The organism is Pantoea sp. YR525, assembly GCF_900116775.1.
Lineage (GTDB): Bacteria > Pseudomonadota > Gammaproteobacteria > Enterobacterales > Enterobacteriaceae > Pantoea > Pantoea symbiotica.
Genome location: NZ_FPBU01000001.1, coordinates 564,119 through 588,778 on the forward strand (window position 1 = coordinate 564,119; position 24,660 = coordinate 588,778).

A 24,660-nucleotide genomic window follows, 5' to 3' on the forward strand; every position below is an offset into this window, starting at 1 on the left:
CTCTTAATGTTGAGTATACGAATAAAAAACGGCATCTGCCTCTAAGTGCAGATGCCGCATACAGATTAAACGTAGTGCTGTTTTTTAACCAGATTAAGCGCTATGAATTCTCATATTCAAGACCGACCTTAGGACTTTGATCCTTGCTCGGTGCAGGATCCGCCGAGAAGCCGCGCAGACCAACCACATGCACGTGTTCAGTGTTATTGAACATCTTACGCACCAGTTTGTAAGTGGTGCCTTTTTCCGGGCTGATATTCTCTGGTGCCGCGATGATCAGCTGCATCTCCAGACGTTCGCACAGCTCAAACAGTGTGGCGATTGAACGGGCATCCAGACGTGCCGCTTCATCGAGGAACAGCAGACGACACGGCGAGATATCTTTGCCGCGCAGACGACGTGATTCCTCTTCCCAGCTCTGCACTACCATCACCAGAATCGACATCCCGGTACCGATCGCTTCACCGGTCGAAAGTGCGCCACTTTCTGCACGCAACCAGCCATCAGAGCCACGATTCACTTCCACTTCCATCTCAAGATAGTTGCGGTAGTCGAGCAACTCTTCACCGATGGTTTGCGGCGTGCGCTGGCCCATGTCAATCTGCGGATTCAGGCGCTGATAGAGTTTCGCCAGCGCTTCCGAGAAGGTTAAGCGGTTGCTGGTAAACAGATCTTGATGCTGTTCATGCTCTTCCGACAGCGTATCCAGTAGCGTTGAGTGCGCTTCACGCACGTTCACGTTGAGGCGCACGCTGCGCACCTGACCAAAGCTCACCGCCTGCAAGCCCTGGTTCAGCTGACGAATACGGTTCTGCTCGCGCTGAATGGTTTTGCGAATGATGTTCGCCGCGCTGCGTGAGCTGATTGCCAGCGTCTGTTCACGCGCCGTCAGCTCTTCGGTCAGACGATTCAGCTCGATTTCCATCTGCTCGATGGCTTCAACTGGATCGTCGGTACGAATGATGTCCTGACGAATACGTTCGCGCAGATGCTGATAGACCGCGATAAAGAACTGAATCTTACGTTCCGGACGTTTCGGGTCTTCCGACATGCGCAGCACATCGCGCAGATGCTCGTTATCCGCTACCGCCAGACGCAGCGCACCCAGCGCCTTATCCGACATCGAACGCAGCTCATCGCCGCTGAGATAGGCCAGTTCACGACGATGCAGACGACGCTCAACGCCGTTCTCTTTAACCAGGCGCAACACCGTGCACCAGCCCGCTTTCGCGCTGACCACCTGCTCACGAATCTGATGATAATCGCGTTCCAGCTTGCGCAGTTTCTTCTGCAGGCTGTCCATTTCGGCTTCACAGAAGGTGATCTGTTTTTCCAGCTGGTTGCGACGCGCACGGTTGTGGCTCAACGCGCTGTACAGCTCGTCACGACGAATGCGCGCGCGCTCTTCTGCGCTGGCATCGGCATGCACGCCGATGTCCTGCATCTCTTGCTGCAACTCTTTCAGCATGTCGCGTTTGGCATCGTAAGAACTTTTCAGCGAAGCCAGCACCTGCGAATACTGCGTCAGCTGCGCCTGATGTCCACGCAGACGTTCACGTGCGCGGCTGCGCTCGCCTTCCGCTTGTTCCAGACGCTGACGCAACTGTTCATTGAGATCGCTGTTACCGCCCAACATGCCCGCCGAACTTTCATAGCTGAAGTGCGCACGGCGCTGCACCACTTCGGTCAGGGCAAAGGCCTGCTGACGCGCATCGCGCTGCTGCTGCTGTGCCTGCTGATAGTCACGCTGCAGCTGATCGTGCTGCTGCGGATCGCTTTGCAGTACAGAAATCAGCGGCTCCAGCTTAGTGAGTTTGTTGCCGTGCTGATGCAGGAAGCGCGCGGCTTCCTGCGCTTCTTCCACGCGCTCGCGGATCTCTTCACAGCGATCGCCAAGCGTGTCGTCGAGCAGCAGATTAACGCGTGGCAACAGGCGGTTAAGCTGGCTGACGCCCTCTTTTGCCTGCTCAAACTGCGCACGCTGCTGCTGATTGTCATTTTCATGCTGCGCCAGCGCCCGCTCCAACTCGCCACGGCGGCTGTTAAGCTGACGAATCTGCGCTTCTGGGTCTTCATCAAACGCCACCGCTAAATGACTGCCGATGAAGCGGCTGAAGGATTGATGTAGACGCTGGGTTTTCTGCACATCAAACGACAGCGTGGCATAACGTTCAGCCAACTGTTCACGTTCGTTGTTCAGCAACTCAAGCTGATTTTCACGCGCCGCGCGACCAAACAGCGGCACTTTCGGGAAGCGGGAGTAGCGCCACTGACGCTCAGCCACTTTCACTACCACCGCTTTTTCCAGCTCTTCGACGCTAAATACGCTGTCGTCAAAGGCTTGCGGATCGCCTTCAATTAGATAGAGATCTTCCGGGCACTCGTCTAAACCGTCGAGCAGGTCGCGCACCAGCGACAGATCCGGCACCACAATGGCGTGACGCGATGGACCGTACAACGCCGAGAAGTACGGTGCGTCATCCAGCGTAACGTCATCATAAATTTCCGACAGCAGCACGCCGCCAAAACGTTCCGCCAGCTGCGTCAGGCGAGCATCTTCCGCGCCGCCCGGTTGGCTCAGCCGTTCAATCTGCTGTTCAATGTCACGCTTACGCGCGGCCAGCTCGTCGCGTTCAACCGTGGTTTCACGCTCGCGCTCCAGCAGTTGCTGCATAAATTCAGTGATCTGCTGGCTGCTGGTCAGCTCCTGACCGGTTTGCTCACTCAGCTGCGTCAGAATTTCCTGCGCCGCCAGCCAGTGCGGCGCACGCGCAGTCAACGCGGAGATGCGTTCACGCAGCTGCTCCAGCTCCTGACGCATCAACATGCGGCGTTCGCCGGCATCGGCAACGCTGCTATTCAGCTGTTCAATCTGCGCTTCGAGTTCACGCTGCAAGCCGTCCAGCGCATCCGCATCGTATTGCTGGCCCTGACGTTTGCAGAAATCCGCCAGCAGACGCTCGGCATCATGCTGCTCACGCAGACGGGTTTCTAATTCATTGAGGCGCAGACGCAGCGAGGAAAGCTGTTCGGCATGATGACGCTGATTGCCGGCGTCACGCAGTAATTCGCGCCCCACTTGCCACGCATCCTGACGACCGACGTCACCGGCGATGCTGGTGACTAACGCTAGCGCTTGCTCAAACTGGCTATGCGCCGCTTCGGCGACGCTCAGCTTCTGTTCGAGACGCAGCAGGTGTTCGGTGGCTTCCTCTTCACGCGCCTGGAAGGTTTCCTGCCATTCAGCGGCGTTATCGATAGATAAATCGGGCAGTTGACACTGTGTGCGTGCTTTCTCCAGCGCCTGCAAGGCTTGCTGATACTGAATGGCACGCGTCTGCTGCACGTCGAGCGCCTGCTGGAAGTCGGCAAGCTGGCTTTTCAGCTCATCCACTTCCACTTCAGCCGCTTCGGCGCGTGCTTCATTCTCTTCCTGCACTTCACGCGCTTCGGCTACAACTTCATTTTGCTCTTCAAGGCGATAAGTCAGCTCTTCCAGATCGGCATCGTAACGCTCAATCTTCTCCTGCTGGCGCATGGCGGTTTGCACCAGATTCAGGTGGTCGCTGGCGCCCTGATAATCGCTTTCCAGATCGCTTTCTGCACCATTGTGCTCGGACAACTCACGCGCCATTTCAATGTGGCGATACTGCTCGGAAATCAGCTGATTGCGGCTGGTGAACAGCTCATTACGCAGCTGCAGCGCGCCATCGAGGTGAATGCGGCGCTCGTTGGCGTGGCGCATGTAGTCGGCGGAAACGTAGCTGGTAGCTTCTGAAATCAAATGCTTAAACAGGTCGCGATCCGATTGGGTAACGCGAATCGCTTCCAGCGTCATGCGGTTTTCCCGCAGCGCGGCTTCCATATCCTGGAAGGCTTTACGCACGCCGCCGTTTTCTGGCAGCAGGTAATCGCGCAGCGAGCGGGTGATGGCGCTGGAGATACCGCCGTAAAGAGATGCTTCGATCAGACGATAGAACTTGCTGCGATCGCTGGCGTTACGCAGACGACGCGGCACCACGCCGAGCTCGAACAGCACCGCGTGATAATCGGTGACCGAGTTGTACTGTTTGAACTGCACGCCTTCCTGCGCTTCCACGCGCTCCTTCACTTCCGTCAGCGGCAACACGCGCGCCTGACGATTGTTGAGGATTTCGGTCAGCATATCGGTAGCCTGCGAATCGCTCGGCAAGCCGTGAATACTGAATGGCTTGATATCGACCTTTTTATCGCGTCCCGCCACCTGCTGCAGACGTACGCCAACAATCACGCGTTGATGGCGTGAGTTGACCACATCCAACACCGAATAGCAGACGCCAGCGCGCAGCTTACCGTGCAGGCCTTTATCGCGTGAACCCGATGTCGCACCGGCTTCGGTGGTGTTACGGAAGTGCAGCAAGGTTAAGTCAGGGATCATCGCCGTAACGAAGGCGGCCATGGTGGTGGATTTACCCGCACCGTTACCGCCCGAAAGCGTGGTGACCAGTTCATCAAGATCAAAAGTACGGGCAAAGAAGCCGTTCCAGTTGATCAGCGTTAGCGAACGAAATTTACCGCGTTCAATCATGCTTGTTCATCCTCCGCGTTATCACTCGCGTCGCTATCAGCGTCAATATCGTTATCTGCTTCATCGTTTTCTGCCGCAGCCGGCGCGCTTTCCAGCGTCATCGCTTCACCGTCACGAATCAGGCGCAGCTGCGCTTCACGCGCATCGTCACCGCTGCGCACGTCGGCGCCAAAGCGGAACACCGATTCGGTGATGCGGAATTTGCTGCTGTCGTTGCCCATAAACCACACCATGCCAAGACGGCGCAGGCGGCTCAGCGACGCACGCATTTTTTCCTGCAACTTGGCGCGGTCAAGATCAGAACCGGTGGAACGCTGATTTACCAGCTTGAGCAATTTGCTCTCATCGGCCAGCGACAGCAGTTCGTCATACAGCTCTTGCTGGGTAAAAATTCCCTCATTCGCCAGACGTTCCGGGCTGAGATAGAGATAGCAAAGAATTTTGCCCACCATCATGTCCAGCTCGGACAGCACCGAGCGCGGAATCAAGGTGGTTGAACGCGGACGCAGATAGAAGAAGCCTTCCGGCGCGCGGATCAGCTCAACGTTGTAGCGCGCGTAAAACTCTTCGAGATATTCCTGGTAATCCATCAGGAAGGCGTGGTTATCCAGCTCTTCAATGCCAATGTGGCGACCCGCGCGTAACTGGCTATCGAGCGCCGGGAAAATCGGGTTTGCCAGAGCCAATGCCAGTTTGACTGGCATCACTTGTTCAATATTTGTCGATGACATGTGCCTGCACCTTGGCTCCGTAATCATTAATGGCCTGCCATTGCGCAGGCAGACCGGCTAAATCAGCTTCGGCCACGCCGAGTCGCACCGCTTGATCGATGACGATACGCGCCAGATCAAAGTGGCGCGCGCGCGGATACTGCGACAGATAGTCGCGCATCACCGTGGCAAGATGGAGCGGCTTCTGCTCCTGCTTATAAATTTGCAGCGCCTCTTCGATCATCGCGGCCAGTTGCTCGCGAATCTCATTAAACTCTTCGTATTCCATTTCCGGCGGCAGCTCGCCCATCACCTCGTCATTACGCAGCGTCATCTCTTCATCGCGCATATCGTAAAGACGATCGGCATTGGCGTAGGTCAGCGCCCACGGCTGATCGAAATAGTTTTGCACCGACAGGCGTAAACGCTGCGCAAATACGCGGTTCTTATCCATGTCGATGGCGGTACGAATAAACTTGTGTACGTGGCGGTCGTAGCCGATCCACAGATCGATAGCCTGCTGGCCCCAGCTGATAATGCGATCGAGCTTGTTTTGCAGGTCAAACACCAGCTTATCGACAAAGCCCAGATCCGGGCTGCTTAGCGTCGCATCCTGAATGCGCAGTAAATTGGCCTGCAGCTTATCGCCCGCCGCTTCCAGCGTATCCTGCAGTTCACGTAGCGTACCGGAGGTTTCCGACAGCAACATTTCACAGCTGGAGATCGCTGCGCGCCAGTCTTTGTTGAGCAGATCGGCAATATCGGTTTTCACCGCTTGCTGCTGCTCGTCCATCAGACGTTGCGTCATGTCGATGCTATCGAAGATTTCCGCCACCGAATATTTCAGTGGTGCAAACACGTTGCGATGCCAGTGGAATTCGTCACCGTCTTCTTCGGCGGCGTCTGCGGCGCGTTTTAACTCCTGCGCCACAATCGACAACTGCATCGACAGGCGCAGCGTGGAGAACTCGCGCTGACGGATGTAATAGTCGGTAATGCCGATGGCGAGCGGCGTCAGACGATAGATGGCGTGGCCTTCCGTTAGCTCGCTGGTAAAGCGGTTAAGCAAGCGCTGACGCACCATGTCATTGATGGCGTTGTTGGCACGGACCTGCACGGTTTCGTGGGTTTGTTCGAATGCTTTGCTAACGTGACGAAACGCGTCAATCAGCTCGCCTTCACTCATCTCGCCGTCCATGCGCTCACCGTTTAAGGTGGCGATGGCCAGCAAAAAGGCCAGACGTTCTACCGGCAGCGCAAGCGAAAAATCGTTCTTGCGCGCCCATGCCACCAATTCGGGGACCGTCTGGGAAAATTCGCTCATAGTTGATCCTTCTAGCTGGGTTTGCGCGCGGTCACGTGGATATAGCGCCCTAAACTTAAAAAGGGCTCCTGGCGACAGAAACGCCGTTCCATCTCAATGATTTCCTCAACGCTCTTCCCTGCGCCGGGTTGCGGCTTCATGTAATCACAGAAGACGCGAATGCCCGCACGCCGTTCAATTTCAAATCCGCAGTTTGTCAGCCAGCGCGTCACATCATCGGGATCGCGCGGGAAATCGGGCGACAGCGTGCGCTTTTTGCGTTTGCTCATATTGGCGCGCATATAACCGAAATTGCCGAGCGTCAGGGTGCGGAAGGTTAAGCCGTGCGCGTTGTAAAACATCAACGACAGCACGCCGCCGGGCTTAAGCGTGTGCCACAGCGCTTGCAGCACCTCTTCCGGATGCGCGACCCATTCCAACACCGCGTGAAACAATACCAGATCAACCTGCGTATCCAAATGTTCGCCCACCTGCTGGGCGCTAATTTGTTTGAATTGCATGTTGTGGCTCACACCCGCGGCGAGCGCATGGGCTTCCGCCAGCTTCAGCATCTCAGCAGAGAGATCGCACAGCACCACCTGATGACCGCGCGCCGCCAGCCCGCTTGAGACTTGTCCTACGCCACCGCCGGCATCCAGCACCTGTAAAGGTCCGGCAGGCAGTGTCGGTAACAGGGCTTCCAGCTCGTCCCAGACTATCGCCTGGCGCACTTGCCCTTTGCGCGTGCCATAAATGTTCTGTGAGAATTTGTCCGCCAGATCGTCAAAGTTACGATCCTGCATGATGATGGCTCCGCTTTGCTGCATTCAACTTGTGCTATTTTGTCACAGGCTCAACAAGAATGAACCTTTCATGCCGCAGTAACCGTCTGGCAGCTGTTTTTTTGGACAAAAGAGGCCATATTCGATGTTTTTCGCATTTAAAAAAGTCATTGGCGGGATGTTGCTCCCCTTGCCGCTGCTGTTATTGCTAATGGCGGCAGGACTTTTACTGCTCTGGTTCAGCCGCTGGCAAAAAAGCGGCAAAATCCTCATCTCTTGCAGCTGGCTGCTATTGCTGGTTTTAAGCCTGCAGCCGGTTGCCGATCGCCTGCTGTCACCGCTGGAAAATCATTATCCCACCTGGAACGGTAACGAGCCGGTCGATTATATCGTGGTGCTTGGCGGCGGCTATACCTTCAATCCGAATTGGGCGCCGAGTTCAAATTTAATCAGTAATAGCTTGCCGCGCGTGGCTGAAGGCGTGCGTCAGTGGCGGCGCTATCCGCAGGCGAAAATGATCTTTACTGGCGCAGCAGCCGGCGAAAACCCACGCAGCAGCGCCAGCGTGGCGGCTGAAGTGGCAGAAAGTCTTGGCGTACCGCCAGAAGCGATGATTCAGTTAGATCAACCGCGCGATACCCTTGGTGAAGCACGCGCGGTGAAACAGACGATTGGGGAACATCCGTTTTTACTGGTGACCTCCGCTAACCATCTGCCACGTGCGATGCAATTCTTCCAAAGTGCCGGCATGAATCCTCTGGCTGCACCTGCGAACCAGCTGGCGGTGACATCGCCGCTCAACTGGTGGGAACGCGCGATTCCGTCACCGCTGTGGCTCGGTCACAGTGAGCGAGCGATCTATGAAACGCTAGGACAGATCTGGCAGAAGCTGCGCGGTGACGATCTCACCTCAACCCAGCCAAGGGAGTAATTGCGCACGAGCATGATCGAAGCGCGGGCGGTCAAACTGTCCGCTGCTGACCAGCGTGTCGACGCAATCCCACAGTTGATACAACCAGCGTCGCCAGAGGAAACCTTCCGCCACGGGCGCACGCTGCAGATAGTGTTGCAGCAGTGACGCTTCTGCGCCGCTATCCGCCAGGCGCATCAGATCATATTCGCGTGGAGCCCAGAGAATGTTGCCCGGCTGCATCATCGCAATCAGCTGATCGCTGTGCGCATCTTTCAGCATGCTGGCTAAGCGCAAATTGCCATGCATCAGCACGCAGGGATCGTCAAAGCCGTTGAAAAGACGCGGTAATAGCTGACGGCTGCGAAACAGAATTTGACGGTCTTCCAGTGTGAAAAACGGCGGTGACAGATAACCCAGCGTTGACCACAATACATCCACCCGCTGGCGATACCATGCGGGCCAGCTATTCTCCTGCACGCTGTCCACGCTGCCGACTAAGCCATGGCTGTCGATGCGATGCCACGCCAATACGCCTTCGACGATCTGCTCGCACAGCTGTTCCCAGCGTGCTGCGCTGCGTGCCGGAGCTTCCGCCGAGACGCCGTTAAAGCGCGCCATCAGCAACATTTCATGTACCGGCTTTTGCTGGCTGAGCACCAGACCAAACACTGCGGGCACGGCAATTAAGCCATCATGGCCGAGCATGGTCAGCTTTTTGGCTTCCAGCGCAGCACGTCCCTGATGACGAAAATACTTTACCACCAGCGGCATCGGTTTACCGGCGTTATCGTATAGCGCATACAACCGCGTGTGCGTATTCTCGCTAATGGTTTCGAGACGGCTGATGCATTCACCGAGCACCAATGCGAGTTCTGAACGGAGCTGTTCCATGCAATATCCTCCGAAGTCAAAGGGCTGGAATATGCTGGAGGTGATGGCGGCGCAAAGCTTAGCGCCAGATCAAACTTTAAGGCCAGCGAGAGCCGCTGGCCGGTCGGAGATTAACCCTGCATAGCGAGACGAACCCGCTCAAGGTCTTCCGGCGTATCCACCCCAACACTTGGGATAGCTTTTGCCACCGCGACGTGAATCTTTTCACCGTACCACAGCACGCGCAGCTGTTCGAGCAGCTCAATGTGCTCCAGCGGGCAAGGTTCCCACGCGATATAGCGACGGATAAAACCGGCGCGATAAGCGTAGATACCAATGTGGCGCAGCAGCGTGTCGCCAATCTGCTCGCGCGATTGAGCATAACGCTCGCGATCCCAGGGAATGGTGGCGCGTGAGAAGTAAAGCGCATAACCTTTGGCGTCCATCACCACTTTCACCGCGTTCGGGTTAAAGGCTTCTTCTGCATCGGTGATCGGCACCGCTAGCGTCGCCATTCCGGCTTCAGATTGCGCCAGATTAACTGCCACCTGACGTACAATCTCCGCCGGGATCATCGGCTCGTCGCCCTGCACGTTAACGATGATGGTGTCGTCGGCAAACTGATACTTCTCGACCACTTCTGCCAAACGCTCGGTGCCAGACTGATGATCGACCCGCGTCATGCACACTTCGCCGCCCGCTGCGGTTACCGCCGCCGCCACATCCGGATGATCGGTGGCGACAATCACGCGATCGGCACCCGATTCACGCGCGCGTTCCATGACGTGCAGCACCATCGGTTTACCCTGAATATCCACCAGCGGTTTGCCGGGCAGACGCGTTGAAGCGTAACGCGCGGGAATAATGGCAACAAAACTCATGGATGGATCTCTTCAACAGACAGCGTACGCGCTTCCACTTCCAGCAGCACTGGAATGCCGTCACGTACCGGGTAAGCCAGGCCATCCGGTTTACAGATCAGCTCTTGCTGCTCTTTGTTGAAGTAGAGTTTTCCGTTGCATACCGGGCAGGCAACGATTTCGAGTAAACGGTGATCCATAATCTTCTCCATTCAGGACCGATTCAGGCGGTTAGCATATCATAATAGCGTGCGCGTGAATGGCGCACTCAAGCCAGACAAATGGCGGCTTTATTCACCAATCGACCAGCGATTTGACCAGGCAGCCAGCAGTTCTGCCGGCGCATTTTCGATAATCACTTCATTGGCACCTTGCCACGCAGCAAAGCGATTAATGGCTTTTTGTACGTCATTAAGGAAAGCGTTACTGACGCGTGTGCTTTCTTCCAGCCAGAATGCACGAATTACCAATTGTTGTGCCTGACGCTCCATTTTGGCGTCGATGCGCGCTTTCAATACGCCGCGATGCAACACCGGCAGGACAAAATAACCATATTTGCGCTTCTCTGCTGGCGTGTAGCACTCGATGCGGTAATCAAAATTAAACAGCTCCAGCGCACGACGGCGATCCCATACCACCGGATCAAAGGGTGATAACAGCGCGGTATGCGTGGCCGAGAGTGGTTTTTCCAGCAGCGGTAATAACGCGTTGTGTAGCCACATTTCACCCAGCTGCTCGACCTCAACGCGAACTATCTCTCCGCGTGCGGCGGCATCCATGAGCCACGACTTGAGTGGTGCGCGTTTGAGGCGATAGTAATCAGCTAGCCAACTATCACGGAAAATGCCGAGGCTGCGCGCGCTGTGACTCAACATCTGTATCACTGCTTCGTCTTCACTCAGTGCATGCTGTTCATCAATCCAGTCCGGCATTACGCGGCTGTGCAGATCATAAACCCGCTGGAAGTTGCGCCGCTCCACCACCATCAATTGACCGGCACTGAACAAATTCTCCAGATGACGCTTATGCGGCTTCCACGCCCACCAGCCTGGTTTGGTCTGTTTATCATTGCTGAAATCGGCTGCACGTACCGGACCATTGGCGGATATGTGTTGCAGAAGGTCAGTGATTTCCTGTTGATGTTCCTCAACCCACTGTTGGTTGTACTTCCAGCCAAGTCGCTGCGGTTCCAGCATGCGATGGCGCAGCAATGGGTAATCTTCGACAGGAATAAAACAGGCTTCATGCGCCCAATATTCAAATAACGCGCCAGATGCCAGCGCCTGTTCCAGCCAATTGGCCTGGTATGCGCCAAGGCGGCTAAACAGCACCAGATAAGGACTGCGTGCCACCACATTGATGGTATCGATTTGCAGCAAAGACATTTGACGCACAGTGGCGTGAATATCGGTAAAGCGCGCCCGACGGCCCAAAGGACGTAACAGTCCCTGAGCAGCCAGATGAAGGTGACGAGCAGTTTGTAACGAGAGGGAAGCGACGCGGTTCATGACTCAATTCCCTTTTCGGAGGTTAGCGCGAACGGGCGTCGCGCGCGTTGGTGCAGAGATGAGTGATATCGTCTAACAAGGTTGCCACCGCCGCGCCCTGCAGATGCGCATCCACCGGCAGATACCACCAGTTTGGGCGAGCAAAGCCACGACATTTCACTGCATCTTTTTCCGTCATCAGTAAACACTGTTCTGCCTGAGTCAGACGTTGCAATTCGTCTTCGCTGTAAGCGTGGTGATCGGCGAAGGCAATTTCTGCCACCGGCTGAATACCTTGCTGTTTGAGCGTGTTGAAGAAGCGCGGCGGATGACCAATACCGGCCATCGCGACAATTTCCGGCAACTGCGCTAACGCTACGGTTGCGCCGCTGATCAGGTTTACCGCCAGACCGGGCTGCAATGTCATCGCAATTTCGCCCGCCTGCGCATCACCACCATTAACGATCACCGCATTCACCGTCTGAAGTCGCGAAGCACGTTCACGCATCGGCCCAGCCGGTAACCACCAGCCATTGCCAAAACGACGCATACCATCCACCACCACGATTTCACGATCGCGCTGCAGCGCGTAATGCTGCAGGCCATCATCGGTAATGATCACATCCAGATCGTGCGCAGCGAGCAGACCTTCTACCGCCAGACGCCGCTGCGATGCAACCGCGACTGGCACCTGCGTACGCTGAGCGATTAAAACAGGTTCATCGCCAGCCTGCGCCGTGGGCGTTTCAGCGGTAACCAACAGCGGATATCGTTCAGCTTTTCCGCCGTAACCCCGCGACACCACGCCAGCACGTAAACCGCGTTGTTGCAGCGCCTGCACCAACCAGATCACTACAGGCGTTTTACCATTCCCGCCTGCGGTGAGATTCCCCACCACAATCACCGGGCAAGGTGCGCGCCAGCTTTTTCGCCACCCGCGCTGGAAGCTGAGGCGAATCAGCGAGGTGATCGCCCCATAAAGCAGACTCAGCGGCCATAGCAGCAGCCATAACGGCGAGCGCCCGCTCCAGATGCGTTCAATCATTGACCGAACTGCAGCTTGTGAAGCTGCGCATAGGCGCCCTTCTGTTCCAGCAGCACGCTGTGAGTACCACGCTCGACAATGCGACCATCTTCAACCACGACGATCTCATCAGCTTTTTCAATGGTCGACAGACGGTGCGCAATCACCAGTGAGGTACGGTTCTTCTGCAGCTCATCTAGTGCGGCCTGAATCGCACGCTCAGATTCGGTATCCAGCGCTGATGTGGCTTCATCGAGAATCAAGATTGGGCAGTCGCGCAGTAAGGCACGCGCAATCGCAATACGTTGACGCTGACCACCAGAAAGCAGCACGCCATTCTCACCAATCACGGTATCGAGGCCATTATCCATCTTCTGGATAAAGTCCATCGCATGCGCCATGGTCGCAGCCTGCTCAATTTGTTCACGCGTGTATTGGCCATTGCGGGCATACGCAATGTTGTTGGCGATGGTGTCGTTGAAAAGGTGCACGTTCTGGGAAACCAGCGCGACCTGGTTACGCAGTGAGCGCAGGGTGTATTCACGCAAATCGTGACCATCCAGCAAAATTTCACCGCTGTCGATGTCGTAGAAGCGCGTCAACAAACTGGCCATGGTGGATTTACCCGAGCCGGAACGACCGACCAGTGCAACCGTTTTACCGGCAGGCAGCGACAGATTGATATCGCGCAGCGCAGGGATTTCACGGCCTGGGTAGGTAAAGGTCACGTTGCGGAATTCAACATCACCTTTGGCGCGATCCATCTCACGCTTGCCGTTATCCACTTCCTGCTCACTGTCGAGAATCGAGAACAGCGTCTGACATGCCGCCATACCACGCTGGAACTGCGCATTGACGTTGGTCAGTGACTTCAGCGGACGCATCAGGGCGATCATTGAAGAGAAGACCACGGTGATGGTACCGGCTGTGAGCGTATCCATCACGCTTGGGAAGCTGGCGGCATAAAGCACGAATGCCAGTGCCAGTGAGGCAATTAACTGAATCACCGGATCAGAAATGGAGGACGCTGACACCAGTTTCATGCCCTGCTGACGCATCTTGTTGCTAACCTGAGAAAAGCGCTTCGCTTCGACGTCCTGGCCACCAAAGATCAGCACTTCTTTATGCCCTTTAAGCATCTGTTCGGCGCTGGTTGTCACCTGTCCCATGGTGTTCTGCATGTTCTTACTGATGCTGCGGAAGCGCTTTGAAACGGTACGAATGGCAAAAGAGACGATCGGCGCCAGCACAATGAGAATCAAAGACAGCTGCCAGCTGTAATAGAACATCATGATGAACAGGCCAATGATCGAGGCCCCTTCACGCACCACGGTAACCAGTGCGCTTGAAGAAGAAGAGGCAACCTGCTCAGAATCGTAGGTGATGCGTGATAGCAGCGTACCCGTTGACTGTTGATCGAAGAAGGTAACCGGCATGCCCATCATATGGCCGAACAGACGGCGACGCATGTTCATGACCACGTTGCCGGAAACCCATGAGATGCAGTAACTGGAGATATAGCTGGTCACGCCACGCACCAACATCAGGCCGATTACCACCAGCGGCATCCACAGCATTACGGATCTGTCAGCTTTACCGAAGCCATCATCCAGTAAAGGTTTCAACAGAGAGAGCATCAGGGTATCGCCTGCCGCATTGAGTATCAGCGCCACTGCTGACACATACAGGCCAGCCTTATGGGGCGCAATCATCGGCCAGAGTCGACGGAATGTCTGCCACGTTGAGAGATCTTTATCTTGATGCATTATTTATTCACGCTGTTTGAAATAGCCGCTCATTCTACCTGGAATCGCGTTTGACGCCAAACCACTGATGGTACCAGCGAGGCATTATTTGCTCTCTTAAGCCCTTAATTTGCCAATGACCTTGTCTGATACCCACATGAATCTGCCCCGATTGTGCCGTGTCGTACCACACGTAGCCTTGCTGACGATAGCGCTGCACCACGGCTGGTGCCGGCATACGCCAGGCGTTATAACGCGCCACCGAAGCGAATGCGGCCTTACCAGCAACATTACGTAACAGTAACGCGCCTGACGAAGTACGACTGCCATGGTGCGGCACCTGCAAAATCGTCGCGTTGAGTGCATCTTTTTCCAGCGCGACAATTTTTCTTTCGGCTTCTAACTCAATATCACCGGTGAGCAATACGCTAAATTGCCCGTCATTGATTCGCACCACACACGAATCGTTATTTTGTCCCTGGGTCTGACTCTCCGGCGGCCACAAGGCGGTAAATTGCAATTTGCCCCATTGCCACTGCTGGCCACGGAAGCATGGCAGATGTCCCTTTTCCGCTAAGGCACTTCGAATTGCTACCGCTGGATTAACTTTGAGCAATGAGTGTAGCCCACCACGATGATCCAGATGCTTGTGGCTTAGTATCAGAGAATGAAGGCTTCTGCCGTGATACTGCAACCATGGCAGGATGACGCGTGAACCGGCATCATCCTGCTTCCAGCCCGGTCCAACATCATATAGCACCACTTCATTGCCTTGCGTAATGGCAATAGCCAGGCCGTGCCCCACATCAATCATGTCGATTTGCCAATCATCACGCTGAGTAGTGCTGCGCCAAAGGATGATCGCGAGTACCAGGCTAAAACACGGCATAAGGCTGCGATATATCAGCTTGCTACGCCAAAGAAGTAATCCCACCCACAGCAGCACGATCGCGGGTAAGGTATCGCTCCATGCCCACCAGCCCGCGGGTAACCACTTCAGCACGAGCAATATTTTGTTTATAGAAAGATCCGCCAGATACCACAGTCCCGCTGAAATCGGCGGCACAGGCAAGAGCATTGCCAGCAATATCAGTGGCACCGTGACAAATGACACAACCGGCACCGCGATCAGATTTGCCAATAAAGCACTCAGGCTTATTCCCTGAAACAAGAAGATTTGTAGCGGAGCCATGAGGATCATCATGCCAAGCTGCAGATGCAGCAATTGCAGTAGCAGCCATCGACGCTTTGAGCGAAAGCGATGCGGCAATGGAAACCATTGATACCAGACAATTAGCATCGCGACCGCCAGTGCTGACAACCAAAAGCTTTCTGACAGAACGGTTAATGGATCAAGTGCCAGCAAGGCGCCAATACACAATGTCCATACTTGCCAGCCACTGAGTTGCCAACCAACGCTACGAATACCTGTCCAAATCATGAGCGCGATAATCGCGCGCTGGGCCGGTGCATGGCTGCCAGAAACCCACGTGTAGATGGCTGCGGTTATGATGCTAATCAGCAGTGGAAACAAATGGCCTATCAAATGAGCGGGGAAAATCACCTGAATTGCACGCGCCAATAGCCATCCAACACTGGCAGCTAACGCAATGTGCATGCCTGAGATGGCCATCAAGTGGGCGGTGCCTGTCTCCCGCAGCAATTGCCGCTGCTCTTCGATTATGTTGGCACGTATACCAAATGCTAAAGCCTGCATAATTGCGGATTGCTGGAGCGTATCGAATGTTGGTAAGTGATAATTAATGAAACGCGTGCGCCAGTTGCAGGTTAGCGATTCCGCCTGCTGACTGATGATGCGACCTTGCAGCGGAGTGTGATTCGACAAAGCAAAGCGTTGCAAATCGAACTCCCCTTCGTTCAGTCTGCCGTGCACGGCACGCAGTCGCAATTTCATCTGCCAGCGCTGACCGGCACAAAATGGTTGGTCTGTAGAAGCATTATTGAGCGTGACAAATAGAGGTGGAAATTGATAACGCTGACCGACACGCAGGATTTGCGCTGTCAGCTGCTGCTTCTGTTCACGCACTTCAGTGATACGCACCGTGGCTTCAATAGATGCGGCAGCCAGTTCCTCAATGCTATTAACCATCTGCCGAGCTTCATTCATTGTCCAGGCCAACATTAACAGAGCAATCCCTAATATCCGCAGCAACGTGATTGGCATCAACCCGAGTAACACCGCGAATCCAACCATGATGAGTATTACGCTGGCGGCGGGTATGTGCGGCAATATGCCCAACGGCAACGCCGAGGCAATCATCAATCTCGCCAGAACAATCCAGTTCATATGCATTAGTACTCTCCCTCATTGGGGGAAGAGTTTGCAGTGAAGATGGGGGATTTGCTTCAGTGAAAAGAGTGTGTGTCGCGATGGATTCAGAGAATTTTGCAGAGATTACATTGGTGGGACTTCATTTTGGAAAGCAGCTCGCAATTCTGCATACTGCAAGCAAAAAAAAACGACACCCTAAAGTGTCGTTTTTATCGTTCGGTAACGGCTTAGCCGTAGATATTCGCACGGTCACGCAATTCTTTGCCCGGCTTAAAGTGAGGAACGTATTTACCTTCCAGATCCACTTTGTCACCCGTTTTCGGGTTACGACCCGTACGCGGTGCACGGTAATGCAAAGAAAAGCTGCCGAATCCCCGGATTTCAATGCGCTCGCCCTGGGCCAACGTAGTGGCCATGTGCTCAAGCATCTCTTTGACCGCATCCTCAACGACTTTCGCCGGAATATGAGTATGCTGGCCAGCAAGTCTTTCAATCAGTTCTGACTTGGTCATGTAACCTCCGGTTAATCCTTATTGGGAAAGGTATGACAGCTTTTACCGAAACCGGACGATTTTCATCGTCCGGTGCCTTAGGTCGATTACTCGCCTTTAGCCGCTTTGAACGCTTCAGCCATCGCGCTAGAGAAGTTGCTGCCTTCATCCTGTTTGGTGTTAACAGTGTTGATAGCTTCTTTCTCATCAGCCTGGTCTTTAGCACGAACAGACAGGCTCACAACGCGGTTCTTACGGTCAACGCCGGTGAATTTAGCTTCAACGTCGTCGCCAACACTCAGAACCAGAGTTGCGTCTTCGATGCGGTCCAGAGAAGCTTCAGAAGCGCGCAGGTAACCCTCTACGCCGTCAGCTAATTCTACTGTAGCACCTTTAGCGTCAACTGCAGTGACTTTACCAGTCACGATAGCGCCTTTCTTGTTCAGGGTGATGTAGTTGTTGAATGGATCTTCAGCCAACTGCTTCACGCCCAGAGAGATGCGCTCGCGCTCTGCATCAACCTGCAGTACAACGGCAGCGATTTCGTCGCCTTTTTTGTACTCACGAACGGCTTCTTCGCCAGTCGCGTTCCAGGAGATGTCAGACAGGTGAACCAGACCGTCGATGCCACCGTCCAGGCCGATGAAGATACCGAAGTCAGTGATTGACTTGATTTTACCTTCAACGCGATCGCCTTTGTTGTGGGTCTCAGCGAACAACTGCCATGGGTTAGATTTGCACTGCTTCAGACCCAGGGAGATACGACGACGCTCTTCATCAATGTCCAGAACCATTACTTCAACCACGTCGCCTACGTTTACAACTTTAGACGGATGGATGTTTTTGTTGGTCCAGTCCATTTCAGAAACGTGTACCAGACCTTCAACGCCTTCTTCAATTTCTACGAAGCAGCCGTAATCAGTCAGGTTGGTTACACGACCAGTCAGGCGGGTGCCTTCTGGATAGCGCTTAGCGATAGCCACCCAAGGATCTTCGCCCAGCTGTTTCAGGCCCAGAGATACACGGGTACGCTCGCGGTCGAACTTCAGCACTTTAACAGTGATTTCGTCGCCCACGTTGACGATTTCGCTCGGATGCTTAACGCGTTTCCAAGCCATATCGGTAATGTGCAGCAGGCCGTCAACGCCGCCCAGATCCACGAATGCACCGTAGTCAGTGAGGTTCTTAACGATACCTTTAACTTCCATGCCTTCCTGCAGGTTTTCCAGCAGCTGATCGCGCTCAGCGCTGTTCTCAGATTCGATAACTGCACGACGTGAAACCACGACGTTGTTACGTTTCTGATCAAGCTTGATTACTTTGAATTCAAGCTCTTTGCCTTCCAGGTGCAGAGTATCGCGAACCGGACGAACGTCTACCAGTGAACCTGGCAGGAACGCACGAATACCGTTCAGCTCAACTGTGAAGCCACCTTTAACTTTGCCGTTGATAACACCGGTAACAGTTTCAGCGTCTTCGTAAGCTTTTTCCAGCGTGATCCAAGCTTCGTGACGTTTAGCTTTTTCACGGGACAGCAGGGTTTCACCGAAGCCGTCTTCTACTGCGTCCAGCGCAACGTCAACTTCGTCGCCTACCTGGATTTCCAGTTCGCCGGCTGCGTTCTTGAACTGCTCTGCAGGAATTGCAGATTCAGATTTCAGACCCGCATCAACCAGAACTACGTCTTTGTCGATAGAGACAACAACGCCACGAACGATGGAACCCGGACGGGTTTCGATTTCTTTCAGGGACTCTTCAAAGAGTTGAGCAAAAGATTCAGTCATATTGATAATCTTAGGATTCTTCAATTTAACGTCCACCTGACTTCATTGTCGGATGGGGTTGTTTCACATGCCCTGCACCGGGTCCTTGGTACAGGGTTACAGCAATTCGGTTGCCGAAAGATTAAATGCCCAGCTTCTGCTTAGCATAATCAAGCGCCTTTTCAATCACTTGCTCAATCGACATACTGGTTGAATCCAGTACCAGAGCATCTGTGGCAGGTACTAAAGGTGCGATGGCACGATTACGATCGCGGTCGTCGCGTTCCTTTATCTCGGATAAAAGGCGATCAAAGTTAACATTAAAGCCCTTCTCCTGCAACTGTAGCATACGGCGATGCGCACGCTCTTCTGAGCTGGCGTCGAGGAAAATTTTCACTGGCGCGTCAGGGAAAACCACGGTTCCCATATCGCGTCCATCAGCGATTAAACCGGGCTCTTCGCGGAATGCACGTTGGCGACGAAGCAGCGCCTCACGCACCCGCGGAAAAGCGGCCACGCGCGATGCGGTGTTGCTCACTTCTTGCGTGCGGATTTCACCGGTAACGTCTTCACCTTCAAGCACCACCTGCATTTCACCGTCAACCGACAGAAAACGCACATCAAGATGCGCGGCAATCGGAACTAATGCTTCTTCAGACTCAATATCCACCTGATGGTGAAGTGCAGCCAATGCTAAAACGCGATAAATAGCGCCAGAATCCAGTAAGTGCCACTGCAACGACTCCGCCATCGCTTTACATAAAGTCCCTTTACCCGCGCCACTTGGCCCATCGATGGTAATAACCGGGGCGATTGCCGTCATTTTTCTCTCCTGTTGCTGCGTGCTTATTGTCAGCCCTTCTAGGCCGCCTGGATTGCGCGGCATTATACGCTGCCTGCATCAGGTTAGTTACCCTTTAGCGTAGACAGCGCTAGAAATATAGACAGATTCAGAAGAATTTCCGCTTGATGAGGCCAAAGGAGAGCAAAGAAACCCGGCGCAGTGCACCGGGTTAGACGATCAGGAAGTATGACTGATTTTCGCCAACTGCTGGAAATAGCTTGGGAAGGTTTTCGCGGTGCAGCCTGGATCAAGGATGGTTACCGGCGTATCAGACAGAGCCACCAGCGCGAAGCACATCGCCATGCGGTGATCGTTATAGGTACCGATATCCGCATGTTGCAACTGAGCAGGCGGTGTCACACGAATAAAGTCGTGTCCTTCTTCCACTTCAGCACCGACTTTGCGCAACTCAGTCGCCATCGCAGCCAGACGATCGGTCTCTTTTACGCGCCAGTTATAGATGTTACGCATCAGCGTGGTGCCTTGTGCGAACAGTGCTGTGGTTGCAATCGTCATTGCCGCATCGGGAATATGGTTCATATCCATATCGATTGCCGTCAACGATCCACGCGTACAGGAGATGTAATCATCGCCCCACTCAATCACTGCGCCCATCTTTTCTAGCACATCAGCAAAACGAATATCGCCCTGCACGCTGTTACGGCCGATACCGGTTACACGCACGGTACCACCTTTAATGGCAGCCGCAGCGAGGAAATAAGAAGCAGAAGACGCATCACCTTCCACCAGGTAATCGCCCGGAGACTGGTACTGCTGCTGCCCTTTGACCACAAAACGCTGATAGTTCTGGTTATCAACGTCCACACCAAAGCAGCGCATCAGGTGCAAGGTAATGTCAATATAAGGCTTAGAAACCAGATCGCCTTTGATGGTGATGATGGTGTCTTGCGGCGCCAGCGGCGCGGTCATTAACAACGCCGTCAGGAACTGGCTAGAAACGCTGCCATCAACGCTGACTTCGCCACCAACAAAACCGCCATTGAGACGCACTGGCGGGTAATCGGTCTGCTCAAGATAGTCGATCTTTGCTCCGCCCTGACGCAGTGCATCAACCAGGTGACCAATCGGACGCTCTTTCATGCGCGGCTCGCCTGTAAGGACAATTGACTGCTGGCCCAAACACAGCGCAGCAGCCAATGGACGCATCGCGGTGCCTGCGTTACCCAGAAACAGCTCAAGTGACTTTTCAGCGCGCAAAGGTCCCGCGTTACCTACTACTTCGCATACGGTGCGATCGTCAGAGAGCGTATAGCTGACACCCAGCGCTTTCAGGGCGTTCAGCATGTGCTTAACGTCATCGCTATCGAGCAAATTAGTCAGGCGAGTAGTGCCTTTTGCCAGCGCGGCCAGCAAGAGAGCGCGGTTCGAGACGCTTTTTGAACCCGGTAAATTTACCGTGCCGTCAACGCGAGCAATCGGTTGTAGAGTCAGGGAGTCCTGCATGTGAAACCAAATCTCCAGAAAATACGAGACCCCATCTTGCGACGGGGTCTGATACCAGACAAGCTGGCATGAAAAAAGCAATTAACCGCGGCGACGTTCGAAGTCAACCATGAACTCAGTCAGAGTTTTAACGCCTTCCAGCGGCATCGCATTGTAGATCGATGCACGCATACCGCCAACCACGCGATGGCCTTTCAACGCATGCAGACCAGCCTTGAGAGACTCTTCCAGGAACACTTTGTCCAAAGATGAATCGGCTAACTGGAATGGCACGTTCATACGTGAACGGTTTTCGCTTGCGACATCGTTGCGATAAAACGCGCTGTTATCAATCACGCCATACAGTAAGTCGGCTTTTGCCTGATTCAGCTTGTCCATCTCGGCCACGCCACCCTTCTCTTTCAGCCATTTGAATACAAGGCCAGAGAGATACCATGCGAAAGTTGGCGGAGTGTTAAACATCGATTCGTTTTCGGCCAGCACCTTGTAATCAAGGATAGAAGGCACATAACGCTGTGCTTTACCCAGCAGATCTTCGCGCACAACCACTAAGGTTAAGCCCGCCGGGCCGATATTTTTTTGTGCGCCAGCATAGATCACGCCATAGCGACTCACATCGATTGGACGAGACAGAATAGTAGAAGAGAGATCGGCAACCACGATCTTATCGCCAAAATCCGGCTCTTCATCGATAGCAATGCCATCAATCGTTTCGTTCGGGCAGAAATGGACGTAAGCCGCATCATCATTCAGCTGCCATTCACGCATTGGTAATAAAGCACGTTTACCATCACGCGTGGTTTTTATATCAATAGTATTTGGCGAGCAGAATTTTTCGGCTTCTTTAATCGCGCTGTGAGCCCAGTAACCGCCGTCAATATAATCTGCGGTTTTTGCCTCACCCAATAAGTTGCCGGGGATGGCCGCGAATTGTGCACGCGCACCGCCGTGGCAGAATAAAACTTTGTAATTGGATGGGATCTTAAGCAGATCGCGAAAATCTTGTTCTGCCGCTTCCGCAACAGCAATAAACTCTTTACTGCGATGACTGATCTCCATCACCGAGGTGCCTAACCCGTGCCAGTTTGTCAGTTCTTGTTCTGCGCGACGGAGCACTTCTACCGGCAGCATAGCCGGGCCAGAGCTAAAATTATAAACCTGAGTCATTTCCCCTCACCACTGTCATATCGAACGGTTATGAATACCCCACCGGTTTTATCATTGCCTCCAGATAGCTGCAATCATTAATCCGGCGGCGATCACATTTCCAGAGCCAACTCCACCGCAGCTTATGTCATAAATGCATTAAGCCGTGGAATTTTGTGAGGTAGTTCCAGAAAGAAAAAGAGGGAAGCTGAATGGCGTAAAAACCTTAACCAGACTGAGATAAATTTGGCTGACTGAATAGCGAAGCATGCATAAAACCCGTATTATTGCGCGCTTTACGCCCACCCCATTGACTTAAGAGAGCGCCACCATGACGCAAACGTTTATCCCCGGAAAAGACGCCGCACTGGAAGATTCCATTGCTCGCTTTCAGCAGAAACTGCAAGACCTTGGTTTCAACATTGAAGAAGCTTCCTGGCTGAATCCGGTGCCACACGTCTGGTCAGTGCACATTCGCGATCGCGACTGCCCGCTGTGCTTTACAAATGGCAAAGGTGCTAGCAAAAAAGCCGCTCTGGCTTCAGCACTGGGCGAATATTTTGAGCGCCTCTCTACTAACTACTTCTTCGCCGATTTCTGGTTAGGTAAATCCATCGCTAATGGTGATTTTGTTCACTATCCGAATGAAAAGTGGTTCCCGCTCACCGAGGACGACAGCCTGCCAGAAGGCATTCTGGATGCGCGCCTCCGCAAATTTTATGATCCTGAAGAGAGCCTGGGCGCTTCAGAGCTGATTGATCTGCAATCCGGCAATGATGAGCGCGGTATTTGTGGCCTGCCATTTACCCGCCAATCTGACCAGCAAACGGTTTATATCCCGATGAACATCATCGGAAATCTGTACGTTTCGAATGGTATGTCAGCTGGTAACACCGCGAACGAAGCGCGCGTACAAGGCCTGTCTGAGGTATTTGAGCGCCATATCAAGAATCGCATCATCGCCGAATCCATCAGCCTGCCAGAAATTCCAGCAGAGGTGATGCAACGTTATCCTGGCGTAATTGAAGCGATTGATCGTCTGGAAGCAGAAGGTTTCCCAATCTTCTCTTACGATGCTTCACTGGGCGGTAAATATCCGGTTATCTGCGTAGTGCTGTTCAATCCAGCAAATGGTACCTGTTTCGCTTCATTTGGTGCACATCCGGACTTTGGCGTCGCACTGGAGCGTACCGTTACTGAACTGCTGCAGGGCCGTGGTCTGAAAGATCTCGACGTGTTTACTCCGCCGACGTTTGATGATGAAGAAGTGGCGGAACACGCTAACCTGGAAACGCATTTCATCGATTCAAGCGGTCTGATTTCATGGGATATGTTCAAAGACGATGCTGACTATCCTTTCGTCGACTGGAGCTTTGCGGGTACCACGCACGAAGAGTTTGATACGCTGATGGCGATCTTCCGTGCGGAAGATAAAGAAGTCTATATCGCTGACTATGAACATCTGAGCGTTTACGCTTGCCGCATTATCGTTCCCGGTATGTCTGATATTTATCCAGCGGAAGATCTGCTGCTGGCGAATAACAGCATGGGTGCACCACTGCGCGAAACGCTGCTGGCGCTGCCGGAAAGCCAATGGGAACCTGAGGCCTATCTCGAGCTGATCGTGCAACTGGATGAGGAAGGTCATGATGACTTTACTCGCGTGCGCGAACTGCTGGGTCTGGCATCAGGCAAAGATAATGGTTGGTACACGCTGCGTATCGGCGAGCTGAAAGCGATGCTAGCGCTGGCAGGTGGCGACCTGGATCAGGCTCTGATCTGGACTGAATGGACGATGGAATTTAACCAGTCCATCTTCAGCGAAGAGCGCGCTAACTACTATCGCTGCCTGCAAACCTTGCTGCTGCTGGCAATGGAAGAGGAACGCGATCCGCTTCAATATCATCGTGCCTTTATCCGTATGTATGGCCAGGCGGCAGTTGAGGCCGCTTCAGCGGCTATCAGTGGTGAAGCGCCTTTCTATGGATTGCAAGCGGTCGATTTGGACCTGAAAGCCTTCCCAGCGCATCAATCATTACTCGCTGCCTATGAAAAACTGCAGACAGCTAAACGTCGTTATTGGTCACAAAAATAGCCTTGGCGCTTTTAATGGTTATTTATAAAAATTAGCGTATTGGTAAATGGCACTGAAAAAATCAGTGCCATTTTTTTATATTGGTCATGCAAAGAGATTAAAGCGCATTATTGAATAACAATTAAGCTTTATTCGTTAATGATATTTAACAAAACCATCCTTAACTACAGCCACCTTAAACTTATTTTGCATAATTTAAAATTTATTTATTTCAATTAATTCAATAGATTAGCTTCAAAACACTTACTTTATCGCTTCGCTTATCAGCAACCTTCCGGTCAAATATGATCCATATCAATTTCT

At 53.5% G+C, this 24,660-nt stretch carries 18 protein-coding genes; 2 read left to right on the plus strand and 16 right to left on the minus strand.

Annotated features, from left to right (window positions below; translation table 11 throughout):
* Positions 1 to 100: 100 nt before the first annotated feature.
* Genes mukB through cmoM form a run of 4 tightly spaced genes read right to left on the minus strand, consistent with a single transcriptional unit; the run spans position 101 to position 7,383 of the window.
* Positions 101 to 4,567 carry a chromosome partition protein MukB gene (gene mukB / locus BM323_RS02640; RefSeq protein WP_008102374.1) on the minus strand — a complete coding sequence of 1,489 codons (4,467 nt, stop codon included), beginning with the start codon at positions 4,565 to 4,567 and terminating at the stop codon, positions 101 to 103.
* Entirely contained in the window at positions 4,564 to 5,298 is a 735-nt protein-coding gene (gene mukE / locus BM323_RS02645) for a chromosome partition protein MukE (protein ID WP_008102376.1), read from the minus strand. The genes mukB and mukE overlap by 4 nt, the downstream gene beginning before the upstream one ends.
* Complete coding sequence (gene mukF, locus BM323_RS02650; RefSeq protein ID WP_007887410.1) at positions 5,279 to 6,601, minus strand: chromosome partition protein MukF; 1,323 nt, start codon at positions 6,599 to 6,601, stop codon at positions 5,279 to 5,281. Before mukF ends, mukE begins: the two co-directional genes overlap by 20 nt.
* Positions 6,602 to 6,612: 11 nt before the next feature.
* A complete protein-coding gene (cmoM, locus tag BM323_RS02655; protein WP_008102377.1) occupies positions 6,613 to 7,383 on the minus strand; it encodes a tRNA uridine 5-oxyacetic acid(34) methyltransferase CmoM in 771 nt (256 codons plus the stop codon).
* Between the two features lie 124 nt (positions 7,384 to 7,507).
* Here cmoM and elyC point away from each other — a divergent pair, with 124 nt between their 5' ends.
* Positions 7,508 to 8,293, plus strand: a complete 786-nt coding sequence (elyC, locus tag BM323_RS02660) for an envelope biogenesis factor ElyC (RefSeq protein WP_008102379.1) — start codon at positions 7,508 to 7,510, stop codon at positions 8,291 to 8,293.
* On the opposite strand, the gene BM323_RS02665 is transcribed toward elyC, so the two are convergent.
* From BM323_RS02665 to serC, 12 genes are all read right to left on the minus strand, one after another.
* Positions 8,273 to 9,166, minus strand: coding sequence for a YcbJ family phosphotransferase (locus BM323_RS02665; protein ID WP_008102382.1), 894 nt, complete (start codon positions 9,164 to 9,166; stop codon positions 8,273 to 8,275). The two genes, elyC and BM323_RS02665, sit on opposite strands and share 21 nt — an antisense overlap.
* A gap of 110 nt (positions 9,167 to 9,276) precedes the next feature.
* Positions 9,277 to 10,026 carry a 3-deoxy-manno-octulosonate cytidylyltransferase gene (gene kdsB, locus BM323_RS02670; RefSeq protein ID WP_008102384.1) on the minus strand — a complete coding sequence of 250 codons (750 nt, stop codon included), beginning with the start codon at positions 10,024 to 10,026 and terminating at the stop codon, positions 9,277 to 9,279.
* Positions 10,023 to 10,205 (minus strand): Trm112 family protein, encoded by a 183-nt coding sequence (locus BM323_RS02675; protein ID WP_007887424.1) that lies wholly within the window; start codon positions 10,203 to 10,205, stop codon positions 10,023 to 10,025. The genes kdsB and BM323_RS02675 overlap by 4 nt, the downstream gene beginning before the upstream one ends.
* 90 nt (positions 10,206 to 10,295) lie before the next feature.
* The gene (locus tag BM323_RS02680; RefSeq protein WP_008102387.1) at positions 10,296 to 11,513 is read right to left on the minus strand and encodes a winged helix-turn-helix domain-containing protein; all 1,218 of its coding nucleotides are present in this window, start codon (positions 11,511 to 11,513) and stop codon (positions 10,296 to 10,298) included.
* Between the two features lie 22 nt (positions 11,514 to 11,535).
* Positions 11,536 to 12,537 (minus strand): tetraacyldisaccharide 4'-kinase, encoded by a 1,002-nt coding sequence (gene lpxK, locus BM323_RS02685; protein ID WP_008102388.1) that lies wholly within the window; start codon positions 12,535 to 12,537, stop codon positions 11,536 to 11,538.
* Positions 12,534 to 14,282, minus strand: a complete 1,749-nt coding sequence (gene msbA / locus BM323_RS02690; RefSeq protein ID WP_008102390.1) for a lipid A ABC transporter ATP-binding protein/permease MsbA — start codon at positions 14,280 to 14,282, stop codon at positions 12,534 to 12,536. The genes lpxK and msbA overlap by 4 nt, the downstream gene beginning before the upstream one ends.
* Positions 14,283 to 14,316: 34 nt before the next feature.
* Positions 14,317 to 16,575 (minus strand): DNA internalization-related competence protein ComEC/Rec2, encoded by a 2,259-nt coding sequence (locus BM323_RS02695; RefSeq protein ID WP_091003222.1) that lies wholly within the window; start codon positions 16,573 to 16,575, stop codon positions 14,317 to 14,319.
* A 206-nt stretch (positions 16,576 to 16,781) separates the two neighbouring features.
* Positions 16,782 to 17,066 (minus strand): integration host factor subunit beta, encoded by a 285-nt coding sequence (gene ihfB, locus BM323_RS02700; protein WP_003849360.1) that lies wholly within the window; start codon positions 17,064 to 17,066, stop codon positions 16,782 to 16,784.
* Between the two features lie 86 nt (positions 17,067 to 17,152).
* Complete coding sequence (gene rpsA, locus BM323_RS02705; protein WP_052025984.1) at positions 17,153 to 18,829, minus strand: 30S ribosomal protein S1; 1,677 nt, start codon at positions 18,827 to 18,829, stop codon at positions 17,153 to 17,155.
* A 121-nt stretch (positions 18,830 to 18,950) separates the two neighbouring features.
* Positions 18,951 to 19,631, minus strand: coding sequence for a (d)CMP kinase (cmk, locus tag BM323_RS02710; RefSeq protein ID WP_036647904.1), 681 nt, complete (start codon positions 19,629 to 19,631; stop codon positions 18,951 to 18,953).
* 198 nt (positions 19,632 to 19,829) lie between these two features.
* Positions 19,830 to 21,116: a 3-phosphoshikimate 1-carboxyvinyltransferase gene (gene aroA, locus BM323_RS02715; protein WP_008102399.1), complete on the minus strand. Its 1,287-nt coding sequence runs from the start codon at positions 21,114 to 21,116 to the stop codon at positions 19,830 to 19,832.
* Between the two features lie 81 nt (positions 21,117 to 21,197).
* A complete protein-coding gene (serC, locus tag BM323_RS02720; protein WP_008102401.1) occupies positions 21,198 to 22,283 on the minus strand; it encodes a 3-phosphoserine/phosphohydroxythreonine transaminase in 1,086 nt (361 codons plus the stop codon).
* 310 nt (positions 22,284 to 22,593) lie between these two features.
* On the opposite strand from serC, the gene ycaO reads away from it, so the two are divergent.
* A complete protein-coding gene (gene ycaO, locus BM323_RS02725) occupies positions 22,594 to 24,357 on the plus strand; it encodes a 30S ribosomal protein S12 methylthiotransferase accessory factor YcaO (protein WP_008102403.1) in 1,764 nt (587 codons plus the stop codon).
* Positions 24,358 to 24,660: the final 303 nt, after the last annotated feature.